Origin of the sequence: Nocardia sp. NPDC127606, from assembly GCF_042671725.1 — a bacterium.
GTDB lineage: Bacteria > Actinomycetota > Actinomycetes > Mycobacteriales > Mycobacteriaceae > Nocardia.
In genome coordinates this window covers 178,438-195,726 of sequence record NZ_JBHXWQ010000012.1, presented here as the reverse complement: position 1 = coordinate 195,726, position 17,289 = coordinate 178,438, and the positions used below count along the sequence as shown (strand labels likewise).

The window sequence follows — 17,289 nt, the reverse complement described above, 5'->3', positions numbered from 1 at the left end:
GACCCCCCTTCACGCTAGGACGACCGGCATGACCCAAACCGACACCGAGGCGCCAGATCCGCGCACGCCGAGTGCCGACGAATGGCTCGCGGTACAAGCGAGTCCGCAGTTCCAAGATCTGCGAACCCGGCTGCGCCGCTTCATCTTCCCGATGACCGCGCTGTTTCTGGTGTGGTACCTGAGCTATGTGCTGCTCGGCGCGTACGCGCACGACTTCATGGCGCAGAAGGTCTTCGGCAACATCAACGTGGGCTTGCTGCTCGGCCTCGGGCAGTTCGTCTCCACGTTCCTCATCACCGGGCTCTACGTCCGTTTCGCCAACCGTGAACTGGACCCGCGCGCCGCGGCCATCCGCGAAGAACTCGAAGGGGGCCAGGCATGAGCGTCACCCTTGCCGCGTCTTCGACGGTGGGCAATCCCATCGCCAATATCGCCATTTTCCTGCTGTTCGTCGCGGTCACCATGGTCGTGGTGATCCGGGCCAGCCGCAACAACGCCAGTGCCGCGGACTATTTCACCGGTGGGCGCGGCTTCTCCGGCCCGCAGAACGGCATCGCCATCGCCGGTGACTACCTGTCGGCCGCGAGCTTCCTCGGCATCGCGGGCGCGATCGCCGTCTACGGCTACGACGGGTTCCTGTATTCGATCGGGTTCCTCGTCGCCTGGCTCGTCGCACTGCTGCTGGTGGCCGAAATGCTGCGCAACACCGGCAAATTCACCATGGCCGACGTGCTCAGCTTCCGGCTCAAGGAAGGCCCGGTGCGCACCGCGGCCGCGCTGACCACCCTCACCGTGTCGCTGTTCTATCTGCTCGCGCAGATGGCGGGCGCCGGCGGCCTGGTCGCGCTGCTGCTCGATATCTCCAGCCGCACCGGGCAATCCATCGTCATCGCGGCCGTCGGTGTGCTGATGATCGTGTATGTGCTGGTCGGTGGCATGAAGGGCACCACCTGGGTGCAGATCATCAAGGCGGTGCTGCTGATCGCGGGCGCCGCGCTGATGACGGTGATGGTGCTGGCGAAGTTCGGCTTCAACTTCTCCGACATCCTCGGTGCCGCACAGGAATCGGTGAGCGAGTCCACCAGCAAGGCGGTCGCCGCCCGCGACGTGCTCGCGCCCGGCGCGCAATACGGCGGCAGCGAGATGTCGAAGCTGAACTTCCTGTCGCTGGGCCTGGCCCTGGTACTCGGCACCGCGGGTCTGCCGCACGTGCTGATGCGCTTCTACACGGTCCCGACCGCGAAAGAGGCTCGGCGCTCGGTGGTGTGGGCGATCGGTCTGATCGGCGCCTTCTACCTGTTCACCCTGGTGCTCGGTTACGGCGCGGCGGCCATCGTCGGCCCGGACAAGATCCTCGCCGCGGCGGGTGGCCAGAACTCGGCGGCGCCGCTGCTGGCATTCGAACTCGGCGGGGTGATCCTGCTCGGGGTGATCTCGGCGGTCGCGTTCGCGACGATCCTCGCGGTCGTGGCCGGACTCACCATCACCGCGTCGGCCTCGTTCGCCCACGACATCTACGCCAGCGTCATCAAGAAGGGCAAGGTCGACGAGGTCAAGCAGGTGCGGGTCTCGCGGATCACGGCGGTGGTGATCGGGGTGCTCGCGATCGGTCTCGGCATCCTCGCCAACGGCCAGAACATCGCGTTCCTGGTGGCGCTGGCGTTCGCGGTGGCGGCGGCGGCGAACCTGCCGACGATCCTGTACTCGCTGTTCTGGAAGCGCTTCAACACCACCGGCGCGCTGTGGTCGATGTACGGCGGCCTGATCTCGACCATCGTGCTCATCGTGTTCTCGCCCGCGGTGTCGGGCAACAAGACCGCGATGATCAAGGATGCGGATTTCGACTGGTTCCCGCTGTCCAACCCGGGCATCGTGTCCATTCCGCTGGCGTTCGCGCTCGGTGTACTCGGCACCTTCCTGGGTGGCCGTGGCGAGCAGGTCGATCAGGCCAAGGCCGCGGAGATGGAAGTCCGGTCCATGACCGGCGTCGGTGCGGAGAAGGCGATCTCGCACTGACGCCAACCCTGCCCGTGCCGGTGGTTCGCCCCACCGGCACGGGTTGTACCCCCATGCTTTTCGAAGGAGAGATTCTTGTGACCAGTTACCCGCCCGCCCCGGAGTTCGTCGCGCAGGCCAATGCCGATGCCTCGCTGTACGAGCGGGCGCGCACCGACCGCGACGGTTTCTGGGCCGAGCAGGCCAACCGGCTGCACTGGCACAAGTCCTTCACCGAGGTGCTCGACTGGACCGACGCGCCGGTCGCGCGCTGGTTCGGCGACGGCGAGCTCAATGTCGCCTACAACTGCCTCGACCGCCACGTCATCGACGGACACGGCGACCAGGTCGCCATCCACTGGGAGGGCGAACCGGGCGACTCCCGCGCGATCACCTACGCGGAATTGCTCGATGAGGTGTGCCGGGCCGCGAACACTTTCACCGCGCTGGGACTCGAGGCCGGCGATCGGGTCGCGATCTACATGCCGATGGTGCCCGAGGCCATCGTGACGATGCTGGCGTGCGCGCGACTCGGTCTCACGCACTCGGTGGTGTTCGCCGGGTTCTCCCCCACGGCATTGCGTCAGCGGGTCGACGACGCCGAGGCCAAGTTGATCGTGACCACCGACGGGCAGTGGCGTCGCGGCAAGCCCGCCGCGCTGAAGTACGCCGTCGACGAGGCGCTGGGTTCGGATCCGTCGAGCGTCGAGCATGTGCTGGTGGTGCGCCGGGTCGGCCTCGACGTGCCGTGGACCGAGGTGCGCGATCTGTGGTGGGACGAAACCGTCGCTGTCGCTTCGCCTTCCCACGAAGCACAGCCCTTCCCCGCCGAGCACCCGCTGTTCATCCTCTACACCTCCGGCACCACCGGAAAACCCAAGGGAATCCTGCACACCACCGGCGGATACCTCACCCAAACCGCCTACACCCACCACAACGTCTTCGACCACAAAGCCGGACACGACATCTACTGGTGCACCGCCGACATCGGCTGGGTCACCGGACACAGCTACATCGTCTACGGACCCCTCGCCAACCGCGCCACCCAGGTCGTCTACGAAGGCACCCCCAACTCCCCCGACGAACACCGCCACTTCCAGATCATCGAGAAGTACGGCGTCACCATCTATTACACCGCACCCACCCTGATCCGCACGTTCATGAAATGGGGCCGTGAGATCCCCGACGCCCACGACCTGAGCACCCTGCGACTGCTCGGCTCCGTCGGCGAACCCATCAACCCCGAAGCTTGGCGCTGGTACCGAGAAGTGATCGGCGCGAACACGACTCCGATCGTCGACACCTGGTGGCAGACCGAAACCGGCGCCATCATGATCGCGCCACTACCGGGCGTCACCGCGGCCAAGCCGGGCGCCGCGATGGGCCCGCTGCCGGGGATCTCCGCGAAGGTCGTCGACGACGAGGGCGCACCGCTGGGTCCCGACGGGTCCGGTCTGCTCGTCCTGGATCAGCCGTGGCCGTCGATGCTGCGCGGCATCTGGAACGACATGGACCGCTACCGCGAAACCTATTGGCAGCGTTTCGCTTCCGAAGGCTGGTATTTCGCCGGGGACGGCGCCAAGCTCGACGCCGACGGCGATCTGTGGATCCTGGGGCGCGTCGACGACGTCATGAATGTGTCCGGTCACCGCATCTCCACCGCCGAGGTGGAATCCGCGCTCGTCGGGCACCCGGCCGTCGCCGAGGCCGCGGTGGTCGGTGCGTCCGACGAGACCACCGGGCAGGGAATCGTCGCCTTCGTCATCCTCACCGGATCGGCGGCCACGGCCGACGCGCTCGTGTCCGAGCTCAAGGCGGCGGTGTCGCTCGAGATCAGTCCGATCGCGCGGCCACGCGAAATCCATATCGTGCCGGAGCTGCCCAAGACCCGCAGCGGCAAGATCATGCGCAGGCTGCTGCGCGATGTCGCCGAGGGCCGCGAACTCGGTGACACCTCGACACTGGTCGATCCGACGGTGTTCGAGTCGATCGCCACCGCGTGACGGACGGGAGGCATCGGCTGGCCCATGTCACCGTGGGCCGGACCCGAGCCTGCCGAAAGGACACAGCGTGAGCGCGCCGGATGGACGTAGTCCGCGCGGCACCGGGCATGCTGGGACGGTGGAGATACCTATGTTCCCGTTGGGTGCGGTGCTGCTACCCGGTGAGTCGTTGTCGTTGCAGATCTTCGAGCCGAGGTACGTGGCGCTGGTCGAGGACTGCATGGACGGTCGGCGGGAGCCGGAATTCGGTGTCGTGCTGATCGCGCGCGGGCACGAAGTGGGCGGGGGTGAGGTACGCACGGAGGTGGGCACCGTCGCCCGAATCACCGAGGTCATCGAACTGCCGGGCTCGCGATACCGGCTGCGCTGCAAGGGAACCGACCGCATTCGCATCGAGAAGTGGCTCGTCGACGCGCCGTATCCGCAGGCGCATGCCGAAACATGGCCGGACGACCCCGGCACCGACGACAGCGCGTTGCTGGCGGGCTTGCGTGAACGCGCGGACCGCCTGCACACGCTCACGGCCCAGTTCGCGCGACGCAACGGCATCCGTCGTCCGCCGCCGTCGGCATCGCTGGACGATCTGTCCGACGATCCGACCGCTCGGTCCTACGAGCTCGCGGCTCGCCTGCCGATCGGCCCGACCGACCGCCAGTCGGCCCTGTCCGCGCCGAACGCACACAGCCGGCTGGAGGCCCTGTCCGCCTCCGTCGACGACGCGATCGCGATGATGGAGTTCCGCCTGCTGTGACGTCAGCTCGCCGGCGCGATGGTGATCACGATCTTCGCGCGGGCGTGTTCGGTCTCCATGTACTCGATGGCGGCGGGCGTGTCGGCCAGGGGATAGGTCCGGTCGATGGCCGGGCGGAGCAGGCCCGACTGGATCAGTTCGCGGAGCTCGGTCAGCGACTCCGGTGTCTGCTCCGCCATCGGAGCGCGGATGGCCGGTTTCACGAACGGTCGAGCCAGCTGACCACGCGCGAGCAGGCCGACCGGGCCGAACCAGCTGCCGCCGTCGAAGTTGCCGCCACCGGACAGGACCAGCGTGCCGGTCGGTTCGACCAGGCGGAGCAGTTCCCGCAGAGTCCGCGTTCCGGCCAGGTCGAGGACGGTGTCGTAGCGGCCGGTCAGGGTGTCGCGGGTGTAGTCGACGACATGTTCCGCGCCGAGTGAGCGCGCCGCCTCGACATTGCGGGTGCTGCACACCGCGCTGACCCGCGCACCCCGTGCTCGGGCGATCTGGACCGCGAAAGTGCCGACGCCACCGGACGCGCCGATGATCAGCACCCGCTCGCCGTCGCCGACATGACGCAGGCAGGTCAGGGCGGTATTGGCGGCCAACGGCACCGCTGCCGCTTCCTCGAAACTCAGGTTCGCCGGCTTCCGGTCGAGCAACCCCCGCGGCACCGCGATGTACTCCGCGAACGCACCGCTGACCGCCTCCCCGAAGACTTCGTCGCCCACCGCCAGATCCGTGACGCCTTCTCCCACCTCCTCGACCGTCCCCGCGAAATCACCGCCCTGCACCGGGTTCGCCGGTCCCCGACGGCCGAAGACGGACCGATCCATCCACCGCGCGATCTTTGGATCGCCCCGCATCAGATGCCAATCCCGCGCATTCACCGACGCGGCACGAACCCGGACCAGCACCTGCCCCACTCCCACGCGCGGCCGCCCGACCTCCGCCGTCGCCAACATCGCCGATGACCCGTATACCTGCTGCACAATCGCCCTCACACCGAGAACGCTAGGCCCCCGACCCACCCACCCACATCAGGGAATCCCCCCATGCGTCCGGAGATTTCACGCCGGGTGCGGCACTACCGGCGCGGCACCGGACGCTGCGGCGAGCGTGTCTCGCCATCAGGATTCGCCGAACACCGCTCGAGTGCACCGAACGCTTCGAAGACCTCGGGGGCCTCGAACGCGCGGTTGCGGCGGCCGACCGTCAGTTGCCGCAGGATTCCGGCATCGACGAGTCGTTCGATCGCGGTATTGGCGGCGGGAAAACTGCGTTCCACCAGCGCGGCGGCGGTCGCGGCGGTGACGATCGGCGCGCCGACGAGATGCGGAAGCAGCAGGGCGGCAGCTGAATCCGCTCGTAGCGGCGCGACTCGCTCGCGCCATCGCGTCAACAAGGCGGCGGTTCTCGCCTCCTTATTAAGGTCTAGTCAACCTTTGATAAGGAAGTCGAGTTCGCTCACTTCTCCCTCGGAATCGGTCGAACCGGGAAGGGGTGTGGGCCGTTGACAGGGAAGGAACCGGTGGGCGTGCGGAGCTGACCGGCGGCCTCATCAACGGAAGCGGAGTACGACCGATGACCATCAACGATTTCTCGCCGAACCGTCGCACCGTCGTGGTGGGTGTCGGCGTCTTGGCCGCCGCGGCGACGTTGACCGCGTGCGGTGGCGACGACGACACCGAGTCGGCGGCCGCCGCCCCACCGGAGCCGGGGGCGCCGGCGGGTGCGCTGATCAAAGCGGCGGATGTTCCGGTGGGTGGTGGGGTGATCGTCGGCGACACCGTCGTCACGCAGCCGACCGCGGGCACTTTCGTCGGGCTGTCATCGACCTGCACGCACGCGGGATGCAAGGTCGCCACCGTGGCCAGAGGCACGATCAACTGCCCCTGCCACGGCAGCCGATTCGAGCTCGACGGCACGGTGCGCGGCGGTCCCGCGACCCAGCCGTTGCCCGCCAAACCTGTTCGCGTCGAAGGAGACTCGATCGTTCCCGTGTAAACGCGCGGCACGCCCGCACCGCGGCTTTCGCCCACGGTGCGGGCGTGCCGATCAGGTCAGCCCGCGTTCATCATTTCGGACATACGCCGTTCCATTTCTTCCGGCGAGACGTCTTCGATGTGGGTGGCCACGGTCCAGCGGTGACCCCACGGGTCCTCGAAGGCGCCGCTGCGGTCGCCGTAGAACTGGTCGGTCATCGGCGTGATCGCGGTGGCGCCCGCGGTGAGCGCCGCGGCGAAGGCGGCGTCCGCGTCGGCGACGTAGACCATCAGGTTCACCGGGGAGCCGCCGACGGCCTTCGGATCGATGAAGCCGATCTCGGGAACCGGGTCGCCGACCATCAGCACCGAGTCGCCGACGAGCAGTTCGCTGTGGACGACGCTGCCGCCGGGGCCGTCCATCTTCATGCGCACGGTCGCGCCGAAGATCGCGGTGTAGAAGTCGATCGCGGCGGCAGCTCCCGCGCACGCCAGTCCGGGACAGATCCGCGGATAACCGTCGGGAAAGGGGGAAACATCAGACATCGGATACCTCCGTGTCGAGAGTGATGCTCGGACGACCACCAGCGTATTCCCCTCACCTGATCGGGGAAAGGCCGTCGATCGATCGGCCATCCCGATGCGATCAGGACTAGTAGAACTCCTTTTACTCCTGTAGAACTTGTCTCAGGTTTAGAACCTGTTTCAGTTTTGCTGTCGAAGTCGGAGGGCCGGGACGTGCGCTACGGGGTTGTCTTGTTCACCAGTGACCGGGGCATCACGCCCGCCGATGCGGCCAAGGCCGCCGAGGACGCCGGATTCGACGCGTTCTACGTCCCCGAGCACACCCATATCCCGGTCGTCCGGGCCGCGGCCCATCCGCAGACCGGCGACTCCTCGCTGCCCGACGACCGGTACCTGCGCACGCTCGACCCGTGGGTCGCGCTGGCCACCGCCGCCGCGGTCACCGAGCGGATCACCTTGTCGACGGCGGTGGCACTGCCCGCCGAGCACCACCCGATCACCCTCGCCAAGACCATCGCCTCCCTCGATCACCTGTCCGGTGGTCGGGTCGAGCTGGGTGTCGGATTCGGCTGGAACACCGACGAACTCGCCCATCACGGCGTGCCCGCGAACAAGCGACGCACGGTGTTGCGCGAGAACCTCGACGCGATGCGGGCACTGTGGTCGCAGGAGGAAGCCGAATTCGCCGGTGACTTCGTGAAGTTCGGCCCGAGCTGGTCCTGGCCGAAGCCGGTGCGCGCCGGGGTCCCGGTGCTGCTCGGCGCGGGCGGTACCGAGAAATCGTTCGGATGGCTGGCGGCCAACGCGGACGGTTGGATCACCACCCCGACCGAAGGTGACCTGAGCGCCAAAGTCGAACTCCTGCACCGGGTCTGGAAGGAAGCAGGCCGCGACGGCACCCCGCGGGTGATCGCACTGGCCGGTCGTCACAACGCCGAGCAGCTCGCGAGCTGGGCCGACCAAGGCGTCACCGAGGTGGTCTTCGGGCTTCCCGACAAGAGTGCCGACGAGGTCCGTGGCTACCTCGGCCATCTCGGCGGGAAACTCGCCGTATCGGCGTGAACCCGAGCCGGTCTCAGCCGCGGAGTTTGCGCACTTGCGCCGCGGTGAGATCGGCGAGCACGCCGGGATCGACGACTTCCGGCGCCGTGACGACAACCTGAACCAGCGTGTTCCCCACTTGGACAAGCGACGTCGCCGACGTCAGGGTGAGCCCCTCACTCGTGGCGGTCAGGGTGAACGCCGAGCCCGCGTCGCCCGCGGGCGGCTGCGCGAGCGCGCTGGTTCGATACTCGATCCGCACGCCCGCGTCGTCGCCGGAGTAGCTGGTGCAGCGCCGAGGCTGCGCCTGGAGCGCGTCGAATGCCGGAACCAGCGCCGCATCCGGGTAGCTCGCGGCGTCGATGTCGATGGTGGCGAAGCTGGGCCCCGCGAACTGCACCGACGCGGCGGCGGCCGACCCCGGCCACTGCTGCGCGATCGGCGAGAGCAGCCGCCCGCAGTCCGGCGGATCCGTCAGCGCCGCGGGCGGCACCGCGGGCTCGTCGGACTCACCGCGCGGCGGTACGACCGCGAAATCACCGGGCAGATCGGTCGCGGCGAGCAGACCGGCCGACAACTGCGCCGAATCGCGGATCACCGACCCGGTTCCCGGTGCGGCGGTGACGGCGGCGGAGAACGGACCCGATCCCGGTGAGTCCACGGTGTCGTCGGACCCACAACCGGCAACGCCGACCAACCCGACACACGCCGAAACCACCGCGCCTACGCGCAGCGAATCCACCCGCATCATTCCGTCCAGGAAACGCGCGTCGACTGTGTCTGCACGAGCGTGCTCACACTGCGCGCGTCGCGATAGGTCTGCTGTCCACCGATCTCGATGGAACCCGAGACCGGCAGCGGCATACCGAGATCGATGGTGATCGAGCCGACGCCTTCCATCACGTACCCGTCGATGTCGAGCTCACCGGCGTCGTTGGGCAACTCCCACACGTTGTCGGTGGGCGTCTGATTCACCTGGAGATCGATGGTGAGCCGGTCGCCCTCGCGGCTGGTGAGCGTGGCGGTGGTGATCTGGTCCAGGGTGACCCCGCCGGTGATCTTCTGATGCACCGTCCACACCGCGCCGACGCCGACGGGCTGGTCCGGGAACGCGATCGACTGGTACACAGCCTGATAGAAGGCCTGTTCGAGCGCGGCCCGCGCGGTGTTCGGGGTGTCCGGCGACGGCGCCATGCGCAGCTCGGTGATCGCACCGAGGTCGCTCATCCCCAAACCGGCGTGTGAACCGTCGGCGGAGGTGAACGCCTTGTTGAGCGCGGGGTCGGGAGTGGTGACCGCGCCGACGGTGAGATCGACGCCGTCGGCGCCCGTGCGCGCGATCATCGGGATGGTCAGCGCGGCAGGCGAGAAGTCGCGAGTGGGCTGATCGTTGACCTGCTGCTGGATCCGGTAGTCGGTGCGCAGCGTCACCTCCTGCGTGGTGCCCGCGGCATAGCGCGGCCGCAGCAGATCGCGCGGCTCCTCGCCGGGCGAGACCATGGTGGTGACCGCGGCCGAGATCGGCACGGTGACTTCCTTGCCGATGCCGAGCGGCTCGGTGCCGTCGACCTCCGCGGCAGGGGCCGAGCGATCGGCGCAGCCGGCGCCGAAGGTCGCGAACCCGAGCACGAGCGCCACCAGTAACACCCCGGGGCGCGCGATGCGGGGTAAGCGAGATCTAGACAACACCGTCACAGCCATCAGGGTACGACCGCTTCCTGAGTAACACCTGGGACTCCTCGGCACCGCGGCGCGGGCCGGATCGCCACTAGGGAATGATGGACGCGTGAGTGAAGACCGGCCAACCGACAACGCTGCTGTCCCCGAGACCGGCGACGACTCAGCCACACCGTCGGCGGCTGCCGTGCCCGAGACGGCAGAGACGGCGAAACCCGCTGGTCGCCGGCGTTTGACGACGCTGCTGATCATCGCCGTCGTGCTGTTCGGGCTCGACCTGCTGACCAAGTGCCTCGCGGTCGCCTTCATCGACCCGGGCGAATCGGTCCCGATCATCGGCGATTTCGCGCGGTTCACCCTGGTCCGCAACCCGGGCGCGGCGTTCTCGATGGCGACCGGCATGACCTGGCTGCTCACTCTGATCGCCGCCGCGGTGGTGATCGGTGTGATCCGGATCGGACGCACCCTGCGTTCACTGTGGTGGGCCATCGGCCTCGGCATGGTCCTGGGTGGCGCGCTGGGCAACCTGGTCGACCGGCTCTTCCGATACCCAGGCCCGCTGCAGGGCCATGTGGTCGACTTCGTCGCCGTCGGCTGGTGGCCGGTCTTCAACGTCGCCGACTCGGCCATCGTGTGCGGGGCGATCCTGCTGGTCGCGCTCACCGTGTTCGGTTTCGAACCGGACGGCACCCGCAGCGGTCGCAAACACACCGAGGAGACCGCATGAGAGAAACCAGGACAATGCCCGTTCCCGACGGGCTGGACGGGATGCGGGTGGACGCGGGACTCGCGCGCCTGCTCGGCCTCTCGCGGACCGCGGTCGTGGCGCTGACCGAGGACGGCTCGGTGCAGATCGACGGAGTCGCCGCGGGCAAGTCCGACCGGCTGACCGCGGGCGCGTGGCTGGAAGTGATCTTCCCCGAACCCAAGCGCGAGCTCACCGTCGAGGCCACCCCGGTCGACGGGATGAACATTCTCTACGCCGACGACGACATCGTCGCCGTGGACAAGCCGATCGGGGTCGCCGCGCACTCCGGCGTCGGCTGGACCGGTCCGACCGTGGTCGGCGGCCTGGCGGCGATGGGCTACCGCATCTCCACCTCGGGCGCGCACGAACGCCAGGGCATCGTGCACCGGCTCGACGTGGGCACCTCCGGCGTGATGGTGGTGGCACAATCCGAACACGCTTACACGATGCTCAAGCGCGCCTTCAAGGAACGCACGGTCGACAAGCAATACCATGCACTCGTGCAGGGACACCCGGATCCGAGCAGCGGCACCATCGACGCGCCGATCGGGCGTGCGCGGGGCAATGCCTGGAAGTTCGCGGTGACCGGCGACGGCAGGCCCAGCGTCACCCACTACGACACCATCGAGGCGTTCCAGGCGGCCAGCTTGCTCGACGTGCACCTCGAGACCGGCCGCACGCACCAGATCCGGGTGCACTTCTCCGCGGTGCGCCACCCCTGCGCGGGTGACCTCACCTACGGCGCCGACCCGACGCTGGCCAAACGCCTCGGCCTGGAACGGCAGTGGTTGCACGCGCGTCAGCTCGGCTTCCATCACCCCGCCGACGGGCGCTGGCTCGAGATCACCAGCGAGTACCCCGACGACCTGGCGGGCGCCTTGGACGTACTACGCAATGCCTGACGACCCGCGGTCGTCCGAACCGGCGCCGGATACGGCGTCGGACGACCGCGGGGATTCACCGGCCGGGCAGGCAGCGCGGGACGACGGCCCGGGTTCGACCGCCGAGGACCTCGGGAACATGCCCGCCGAATCGACTGCCGCCGAAGAAGATTCGCTCGACCGGCGGATATCGCTGCGCAACTCGGTGATCTTCGGAATCGCGGCTGTCGGCGCGGTGATCCTGTTGGTGATCGCCTTTCGTGAACCGCCGCCCGCGTCGGCGGTGGCCACCGATCGGCTGGGGCCCGCGCCCGGCGAGCAGGTCGAGCACTACCTGCTCGACGCGAAGGCTTCCCTCGACGGTGGCGACACCGAACAGCACTGGGCGCTCGTATCGTTCACCGAATACATCGCGCCCCAACAGCTTCCGGCCGCAGCCGATGGCTTGCGGATCTCCGGGGTGATCCAGCACGTGCCGGTCGACCGGGTCCAGACACCGGTGATCACCGTCGCGACGCCGGGTGGTGACGAGCCCGCGGTGCGGTCCGGCGAGGCGGCGGCGGGGTTGGTCGCGGCCCAGCGGTTCCGCGACGAGCGCAGCGCCGCTGTCGCTCACGTCACCGAGAGTCGCCTGCGTGCGGGCTGCGCGTGCACGGCGGGCCTCGTGGTGCGCGGCACCCTGCCCCAATTACGTGACCTCGCAACACAACCCGACGTCCGGGCGGTGCAGGCGTTACCGGCCGACGCCGTCGCGGGGCGGTTCGCGGTGAGTCCCCTGCTGCCCGGCAGCAGCGACACCGTCACACCGAGCCCCGACGACGGCCCGGTTCCCACCGAGTAGATCTCCGGTCGCCGCCGCTCGATCGCGTCGGGCCGCTGCGCCTACGGCCGATCACTGCCGCGACGCGTCTCGGCCATCACCCACAGCTCTCGGGCCCGGTCGACATCTCCGGCCTGATCATAGGCAGTTGCCATCAATTCCAGCGCATCGACGTCGAGCCGATCGATCTGCCCGATGAGGTCGGCGAACAGATCATCCAATTCGTCGGGGGTCACCGGGTGGTCCCGAGACGGTGCGACAGCGGCAGCAATACCTCCATAACCGGCAAAGGTACTCCAACACCGAATGTTCGCCCGGCACAAGGGTTCTCGAAACCACCCGACCCCGAGTCAGCGGTCGGTCACGCCCCCTGCGCGCCCACCGGGGGAAAGAGCTTGCCCGCGCCGCCCGAGCGCCGCGCCTGCACCCACCATGCCAGCTCGACCAGCACGATGCCGATCACACCGCAGACCACCGCCGCCAGCGTCAGACGCGGGTTGGACGGGTCGAGTTTGAAGAACTCGCGGGTGAACGGGATCGTGAACAGCGCGACATAGGCCAGCACGGACACCGCGATCAGCACCACCTTCCACCACACGTACGGCCGCGCGACCAGTACCAGCACCCACACCGCGATCATGATCAGCGTGATCAACGCGGTGGTGCCCGCCTGCACCTTCTGCGTTTCCGTGGCTTCCGGTCCGGCGTAGGCGATGAGGTAGGCCACGAACGTCGCCACGCCGATCACCACGCCCGAGGGCACGGCCAGGCGCATCACCCGGCCGACGAAGCCGGTGCGGGCGCGCTCGTTGTTGGGCGCGAGCGAGAGCACGAACGCGGGGATGCCGATGGTGAACCAGGCCGCGATGGTGACGTGGCGTGGCAGGAACGGATACCCGATGGGGTCGTAACCGAAGATCTGCGAGCCCACCCCGGCGATGCCGACGAGGAAGGCCAGCAGCACCGAGTACACGGTCTTGGTGAGGAACAGGTTCGACACGCGTTCGATATTGCCGATCACCCGGCGCCCCTCCCCCACCACGAAGGGCAGGGTCGCGAACTTGTTGTCCAGCAACACGATCTGCGCCACCGCGCGGGTGGCCGGGCTGCCTGCGCCCATCGCGACACCGATATCGGCGTCCTTGAGCGCCAGCACGTCGTTGACGCCGTCACCGGTCATGGCGACGGTGTGCCCACGCGATTGCAGAGCACCGACCATGGCGCGCTTCTGGTCGGGACGCACACGGCCGAACGTGGTTTCGTGATCGAGCACGTCGGCGAGCGCGGCCGGATCGTCGGGCAGGGTGCGCGCGTCGACGGCGTGGTCACCGCCGGGCAGGTCGAGCGAGGAGGCGACCGCGCCGACCGAGACGGCGTTGTCGCCGGAGATCACCTTGATCGAGACCTGCTGGCTCGCGAAGTATTCCAGTGTCGCCTTGGCATCGGGCCGCACCTTCTGTTCGAGCACCACCAGCGCGGCGGGCTCGACCCGGCCAGGTGCGTCGTCGGCGTCGACCGAGCGGTCGCTGCGCGCCAGCAGCAGCACGCGCAGGCCCGACGAGCCGAGCTGCTCGGCGTGGGCGGCGTCGTCGGAGGCGGAGTCGAGCAGAACGTCGGCGGCGCCGAGCAGCCAATCACCGTGGTCGCCATAGGAAATGCCGCTCCACTTCTTGGCCGAGGAGAAGGGCGCGACGGCGGTCTGCGACCAGCCGGGCGAGTCGGGCAACGCTTCGGCGATGGCCTGGACGCTGGCATTGGGGCGCGGATCGTCGCTCGCGAGCGCGGCCAGCACGGCCTTCACCTGCGCCTCGTCGAACGCGCCGAGCGGTTCGACCTGCGCCAGGCGCATGCCGTTCTCGGTGAGGGTGCCGGTCTTGTCGGCGCACACCACGTCGACCCTGGCCAGCCCCTCGATCGCGGGCAATTCCTGCACCAGGCACTGGCGTTTACCCAGGCGGACCACACCGACCGCGAAGGCGATCGACGTCATCAGGACCAGGCCCTCAGGGACCATCGGCACCAGTGCCGCGACCATGCCGGTGACGGCCGGGCGCCACGATTCCCCGCTCGAGACCAGCTGGTTGTAGATGCTGAGCAGGCCGGCGGGAATGAGCAGGTAGGTGATGAACTTCAGGATCTTGTCGATGCCCGAACGCAATTCGGAGTGCACCAGCGTGAACTTGCTGGCCTCCTCGGCCAGTTTCGCCGCGTAGGCGTCCTTGCCGACCTTGGTGGCGCGGTAGGCGCCCGAACCCGACACCACGAAACTGCCCGACATCACCGGCGCGCCGACGCCCTTGTCGATCGGGTCGGCCTCGCCGGTCAGCAGCGATTCGTCGATCTCGAGCGCGGCGGCCTCCTCGACCTCACCGTCGACCACGATCTGGTCGCCGGGGCCGAGCTCGATCAGATCGTCGAGCACCACCTCGCCGGGCGCGATCTGCTGGGCGACGCCGTCGCGGCGCACCGTCGGCTTGGCCTGGCTGACGATCGCCAGCTCGTCCAGGGTCCGCTTGGCCCTGACCTCCTGGATGATGCCCACCGCGCTGTTGGCCACGATGAGCAGCCCGAACATGCCGTCGATGATCGAGCCCGTCGACAGCACCAGCAGGAACAGCACACCGAGAATGGCGTTGATGCGGGTGAAGACATTCGCGCGGACGATCTCGCCGACCGACCGGCTCGCCCTGGCGGGGACGTCGTTGGTGCGCCCGTCGCGGCGGCGCTCGTCGACCTGTGCGGCGGTGAGCCCGGCAGCCGCCGGTTCCTGCACGGAAATGGACATGCTCGCCAGATTAGCCGGTCGTAACATGGGATGAATGCAGCGCAGCTCATCCCCGCCCGGTGTCGTTTTCGGGGCGGGGGCCTACCTCATCTGGGGTTCGTTCGCCGCCTTCTTCGGGCTGTTGTCGTTCGCCTCGCCCGCCGAAGTGGTGGCGCAGCGGATCGTGTGGACGCTGGTCGTGGTGCTGCTCGTACTCACGCTGACGGGGCGGCTGGGCAACCTGCGCGGGATCGACGCCAGGACCTGGCGCCTGGCGGCCGCGGCCTCGGCGGCGTTGTCGCTGAACTGGGGCGTGTACGTCTTCGGCGTCACCACCGGGCACATCGTCGAATGCGCGCTCGGCTACTTCATCAATCCGCTGGTCACCGTCGCCATCGGCGTGTTGCTGTTCCGGGAGCGGCTCACCAGGGCGCAGTGGGTGGCGTTGGGGCTGGGCGCGCTGGCGGTGGTGGTGCTGACCGTCGACTACGGCAGGCCGCCGGTGATCGCGCTGATCCTGGCCTGCTCGTTCGCCACCTACGGGCTGGTGAAGAAAGTGATCCGGCTCGACGCGCTCCCCGGCATCGCGGCCGAGGGCATTGTCGCCGTGCCGTTCGCGCTGGCCTTTCTGATCGTCTTGATGGCCACCGGCCGCAGTGAGATGACCTCCAGCCCCGCCCATTTCGGTCTCATGCTGGCCACCGGGCCGGTCACGCTGCTGCCGCTGCTGCTGTTCGCCGTCGCGGCCAAGCGGGTCCCGCTCTCGACCATGGGCATCCTGCAATACCTCACCCCTGCCCTGCAGATGGCCTGGGGCGTGGCGGTCATGCACGAACCCATGCCCGTGTCGCGCTGGGCCGGATTCGCCCTGATCTGGACGGCGCTGGCGGTGTTCACCGCCGATGCCCTGCTGCGGGCGCGCCGCACCAGGCAGCTCTCGGTGGCCGAGACGGCGGACGCGACCACGCACTAGCCCGATTCGGTGTCACACCGGAAGCTCGATTCGGTGTCACACCGGTGTGAATCGCCGGTGGATCACAAGCCGACCGGTAGGCTTGTCAATCGGGCAATCGGATAGCGGGCACACCCGAAAGGGGTGGATTCTGTGCACGACGCGGGGTACTCGGATCGGGTCGCCGGCGTGCTGGTCGGTACCGCCGCCGGTGATGCGCTGGGGGCAGGCTACGAGTTCACTCATCCGGGACCGGACACGGTGATCGACATGATCGGCGGCGGGGTATTCGACTGGGCGCCGGGCGAGTGGACCGACGATACGTCGATGGCCGTCGCCGTGGCGGTAGCCGCCGCCAGTGGGCCGGGAATCGATCTCGACGCGGTCGCGGCCGGATTCGTCTCCTGGTACGACTCGAAGCCGCCGGACATCGGGAACCAGACGCGAAACGTGTTGTCCGCCAGGCCTTCCTCCGCGCTGGACATGCAGGCCGTGGCGATGTCGCTCACCGGCCGAACCGGCGGCAACGGCTCGCTGATGCGGACCGCGCCGGTCGCGCTGGCCTATCTCGACGATGCCGCCGAATGTGTCGCGGCGGCGGGCCGGGTCGGGCTGCTCACGCACTACGACGAGAACGCTGTCGAGGCGTGCAAGCTGTGGACCTACGCGATCCGCCATGCCGTCCTGAACGCCGATTTCGACGGGGTTCGCGAATACGTGAGCGTCTCACCGCAATCCGCGTATTGGACCGACCGGCTCGACGAAGCGGAGAAGGGCACGCCCGCCGACTTCCCGAACAACGGCTGGGTCGTGCACGCCCTCCAGACCGCGTGGTGGGCGATCACGAGCACCGATCAGTCGACGCCCGAACACCTTCCGCTCGCCTTGCAGATGTGTGTCCGCGCCGGAAACGACACCGACACCACCGCGGCCATCGCGGGCGGCCTCCTCGGCGCCCGCTGGGGCGCCTCGGCCGTCCCCGCCCGCTGGCGCGGCCTCCTCCACGGCTACCCCGGCCTCACCGGCGCCGACCTTCCCGATCTGGCCCAGCGGATCGCCACCAACTCCCGCTGACGCCGGGCAGCCGATCACCACGCTGTGGTGGCGTCCCGCACTCGGCGACGCTGACCTGACAGCGCGGTGATCGAACGTCCACCGGCATCGG

At 68.5% G+C, this 17,289-nt stretch carries 18 protein-coding genes; 11 read left to right on the top strand and 7 right to left on the bottom strand.

Going from position 1 to position 17,289, the window contains the following annotated elements:
- Positions 1 to 28 precede the first annotated feature (28 nt).
- From ACFVJ5_RS34345 to ACFVJ5_RS34330, 4 genes are all read left to right on the top strand, one after another.
- Entirely contained in the window at positions 29 to 382 is a 354-nt protein-coding gene (locus tag ACFVJ5_RS34345; protein WP_379226689.1) for a DUF485 domain-containing protein, read from the top strand.
- Positions 379 to 2,016: a cation acetate symporter gene (locus tag ACFVJ5_RS34340; RefSeq protein WP_379226687.1), complete on the top strand. Its 1,638-nt coding sequence runs from the start codon at positions 379 to 381 to the stop codon at positions 2,014 to 2,016. Before ACFVJ5_RS34345 ends, ACFVJ5_RS34340 begins: the two co-directional genes overlap by 4 nt.
- A 77-nt stretch (positions 2,017 to 2,093) precedes the next feature.
- Positions 2,094 to 3,998, top strand: coding sequence for an acetate--CoA ligase (gene acs / locus ACFVJ5_RS34335; RefSeq protein WP_379226685.1), 1,905 nt, complete (start codon positions 2,094 to 2,096; stop codon positions 3,996 to 3,998).
- Between the two features lie 67 nt (positions 3,999 to 4,065).
- Positions 4,066 to 4,749 carry an LON peptidase substrate-binding domain-containing protein gene (locus tag ACFVJ5_RS34330; RefSeq protein WP_379226683.1) on the top strand — a complete coding sequence of 228 codons (684 nt, stop codon included), beginning with the start codon at positions 4,066 to 4,068 and terminating at the stop codon, positions 4,747 to 4,749.
- 2 nt (positions 4,750 to 4,751) lie between these two features.
- Here ACFVJ5_RS34330 and ACFVJ5_RS34325 read toward each other — a convergent pair whose 3' ends face one another.
- Together ACFVJ5_RS34325 and ACFVJ5_RS34320 are read right to left on the bottom strand one after the other, a co-directional pair.
- Positions 4,752 to 5,735, bottom strand: a complete 984-nt coding sequence (locus ACFVJ5_RS34325; RefSeq protein ID WP_379226681.1) for an NAD(P)-dependent alcohol dehydrogenase — start codon at positions 5,733 to 5,735, stop codon at positions 4,752 to 4,754.
- Between the two features lie 83 nt (positions 5,736 to 5,818).
- Positions 5,819 to 6,136: a hypothetical protein gene (locus ACFVJ5_RS34320; RefSeq protein ID WP_379226679.1), complete on the bottom strand. Its 318-nt coding sequence runs from the start codon at positions 6,134 to 6,136 to the stop codon at positions 5,819 to 5,821.
- A gap of 179 nt (positions 6,137 to 6,315) precedes the next feature.
- Here ACFVJ5_RS34320 and ACFVJ5_RS34315 point away from each other — a divergent pair, with 179 nt between their 5' ends.
- Positions 6,316 to 6,738, top strand: a complete 423-nt coding sequence (locus ACFVJ5_RS34315) for a ubiquinol-cytochrome c reductase iron-sulfur subunit (protein ID WP_379226677.1) — start codon at positions 6,316 to 6,318, stop codon at positions 6,736 to 6,738.
- Between the two features lie 56 nt (positions 6,739 to 6,794).
- Here ACFVJ5_RS34315 and ACFVJ5_RS34310 read toward each other — a convergent pair whose 3' ends face one another.
- The gene (locus ACFVJ5_RS34310; protein ID WP_379226675.1) at positions 6,795 to 7,262 is read right to left on the bottom strand and encodes a VOC family protein; all 468 of its coding nucleotides are present in this window, start codon (positions 7,260 to 7,262) and stop codon (positions 6,795 to 6,797) included.
- Positions 7,263 to 7,454: 192 nt separating this feature from the next.
- On the opposite strand from ACFVJ5_RS34310, the gene ACFVJ5_RS34305 reads away from it, so the two are divergent.
- Positions 7,455 to 8,303, top strand: a complete 849-nt coding sequence (locus tag ACFVJ5_RS34305) for a TIGR03619 family F420-dependent LLM class oxidoreductase (protein ID WP_379226674.1) — start codon at positions 7,455 to 7,457, stop codon at positions 8,301 to 8,303.
- Positions 8,304 to 8,316: 13 nt separating this feature from the next.
- Here the strand turns inward: ACFVJ5_RS34305 and ACFVJ5_RS34300 are convergent, their stop codons facing one another.
- Positions 8,317 to 9,033, bottom strand: coding sequence for a hypothetical protein (locus ACFVJ5_RS34300; protein ID WP_379226672.1), 717 nt, complete (start codon positions 9,031 to 9,033; stop codon positions 8,317 to 8,319).
- On the bottom strand, positions 9,030 to 9,920 hold the full coding sequence (locus ACFVJ5_RS34295) for a hypothetical protein (protein WP_379226670.1): 891 nt from the start codon (positions 9,918 to 9,920) through the stop codon (positions 9,030 to 9,032). Before ACFVJ5_RS34295 ends, ACFVJ5_RS34300 begins: the two co-directional genes overlap by 4 nt.
- A 148-nt stretch (positions 9,921 to 10,068) precedes the next feature.
- On the opposite strand from ACFVJ5_RS34295, the gene lspA reads away from it, so the two are divergent.
- The 3 genes from lspA (at position 10,069) to ACFVJ5_RS34280 (ending at position 12,429) form a co-directional block, all read left to right on the top strand.
- Positions 10,069 to 10,686: a signal peptidase II gene (lspA, locus tag ACFVJ5_RS34290; protein ID WP_378636736.1), complete on the top strand. Its 618-nt coding sequence runs from the start codon at positions 10,069 to 10,071 to the stop codon at positions 10,684 to 10,686.
- On the top strand, positions 10,683 to 11,609 hold the full coding sequence (locus ACFVJ5_RS34285) for an RluA family pseudouridine synthase (protein WP_266299589.1): 927 nt from the start codon (positions 10,683 to 10,685) through the stop codon (positions 11,607 to 11,609). The genes lspA and ACFVJ5_RS34285 overlap by 4 nt, the downstream gene beginning before the upstream one ends.
- Positions 11,610 to 11,727: 118 nt before the next feature.
- Positions 11,728 to 12,429, top strand: a complete 702-nt coding sequence (locus ACFVJ5_RS34280; protein ID WP_379226667.1) for a hypothetical protein — start codon at positions 11,728 to 11,730, stop codon at positions 12,427 to 12,429.
- Positions 12,430 to 12,470: 41 nt separating this feature from the next.
- Here ACFVJ5_RS34280 and ACFVJ5_RS34275 read toward each other — a convergent pair whose 3' ends face one another.
- Complete coding sequence (locus ACFVJ5_RS34275; protein ID WP_379226665.1) at positions 12,471 to 12,644, bottom strand: hypothetical protein; 174 nt, start codon at positions 12,642 to 12,644, stop codon at positions 12,471 to 12,473.
- 125 nt (positions 12,645 to 12,769) lie between these two features.
- On the bottom strand, positions 12,770 to 15,193 hold the full coding sequence (locus ACFVJ5_RS34270) for a cation-translocating P-type ATPase (RefSeq protein ID WP_379226664.1): 2,424 nt from the start codon (positions 15,191 to 15,193) through the stop codon (positions 12,770 to 12,772).
- 34 nt (positions 15,194 to 15,227) lie between these two features.
- On the opposite strand from ACFVJ5_RS34270, the gene rarD reads away from it, so the two are divergent.
- Both rarD and ACFVJ5_RS34260 read left to right on the top strand, forming a co-directional pair.
- Complete coding sequence (gene rarD / locus ACFVJ5_RS34265) at positions 15,228 to 16,145, top strand: EamA family transporter RarD (protein ID WP_379226662.1); 918 nt, start codon at positions 15,228 to 15,230, stop codon at positions 16,143 to 16,145.
- Positions 16,146 to 16,268: 123 nt separating this feature from the next.
- Positions 16,269 to 17,198, top strand: coding sequence for an ADP-ribosylglycohydrolase family protein (locus ACFVJ5_RS34260; RefSeq protein ID WP_379226660.1), 930 nt, complete (start codon positions 16,269 to 16,271; stop codon positions 17,196 to 17,198).
- Positions 17,199 to 17,289: the final 91 nt, after the last annotated feature.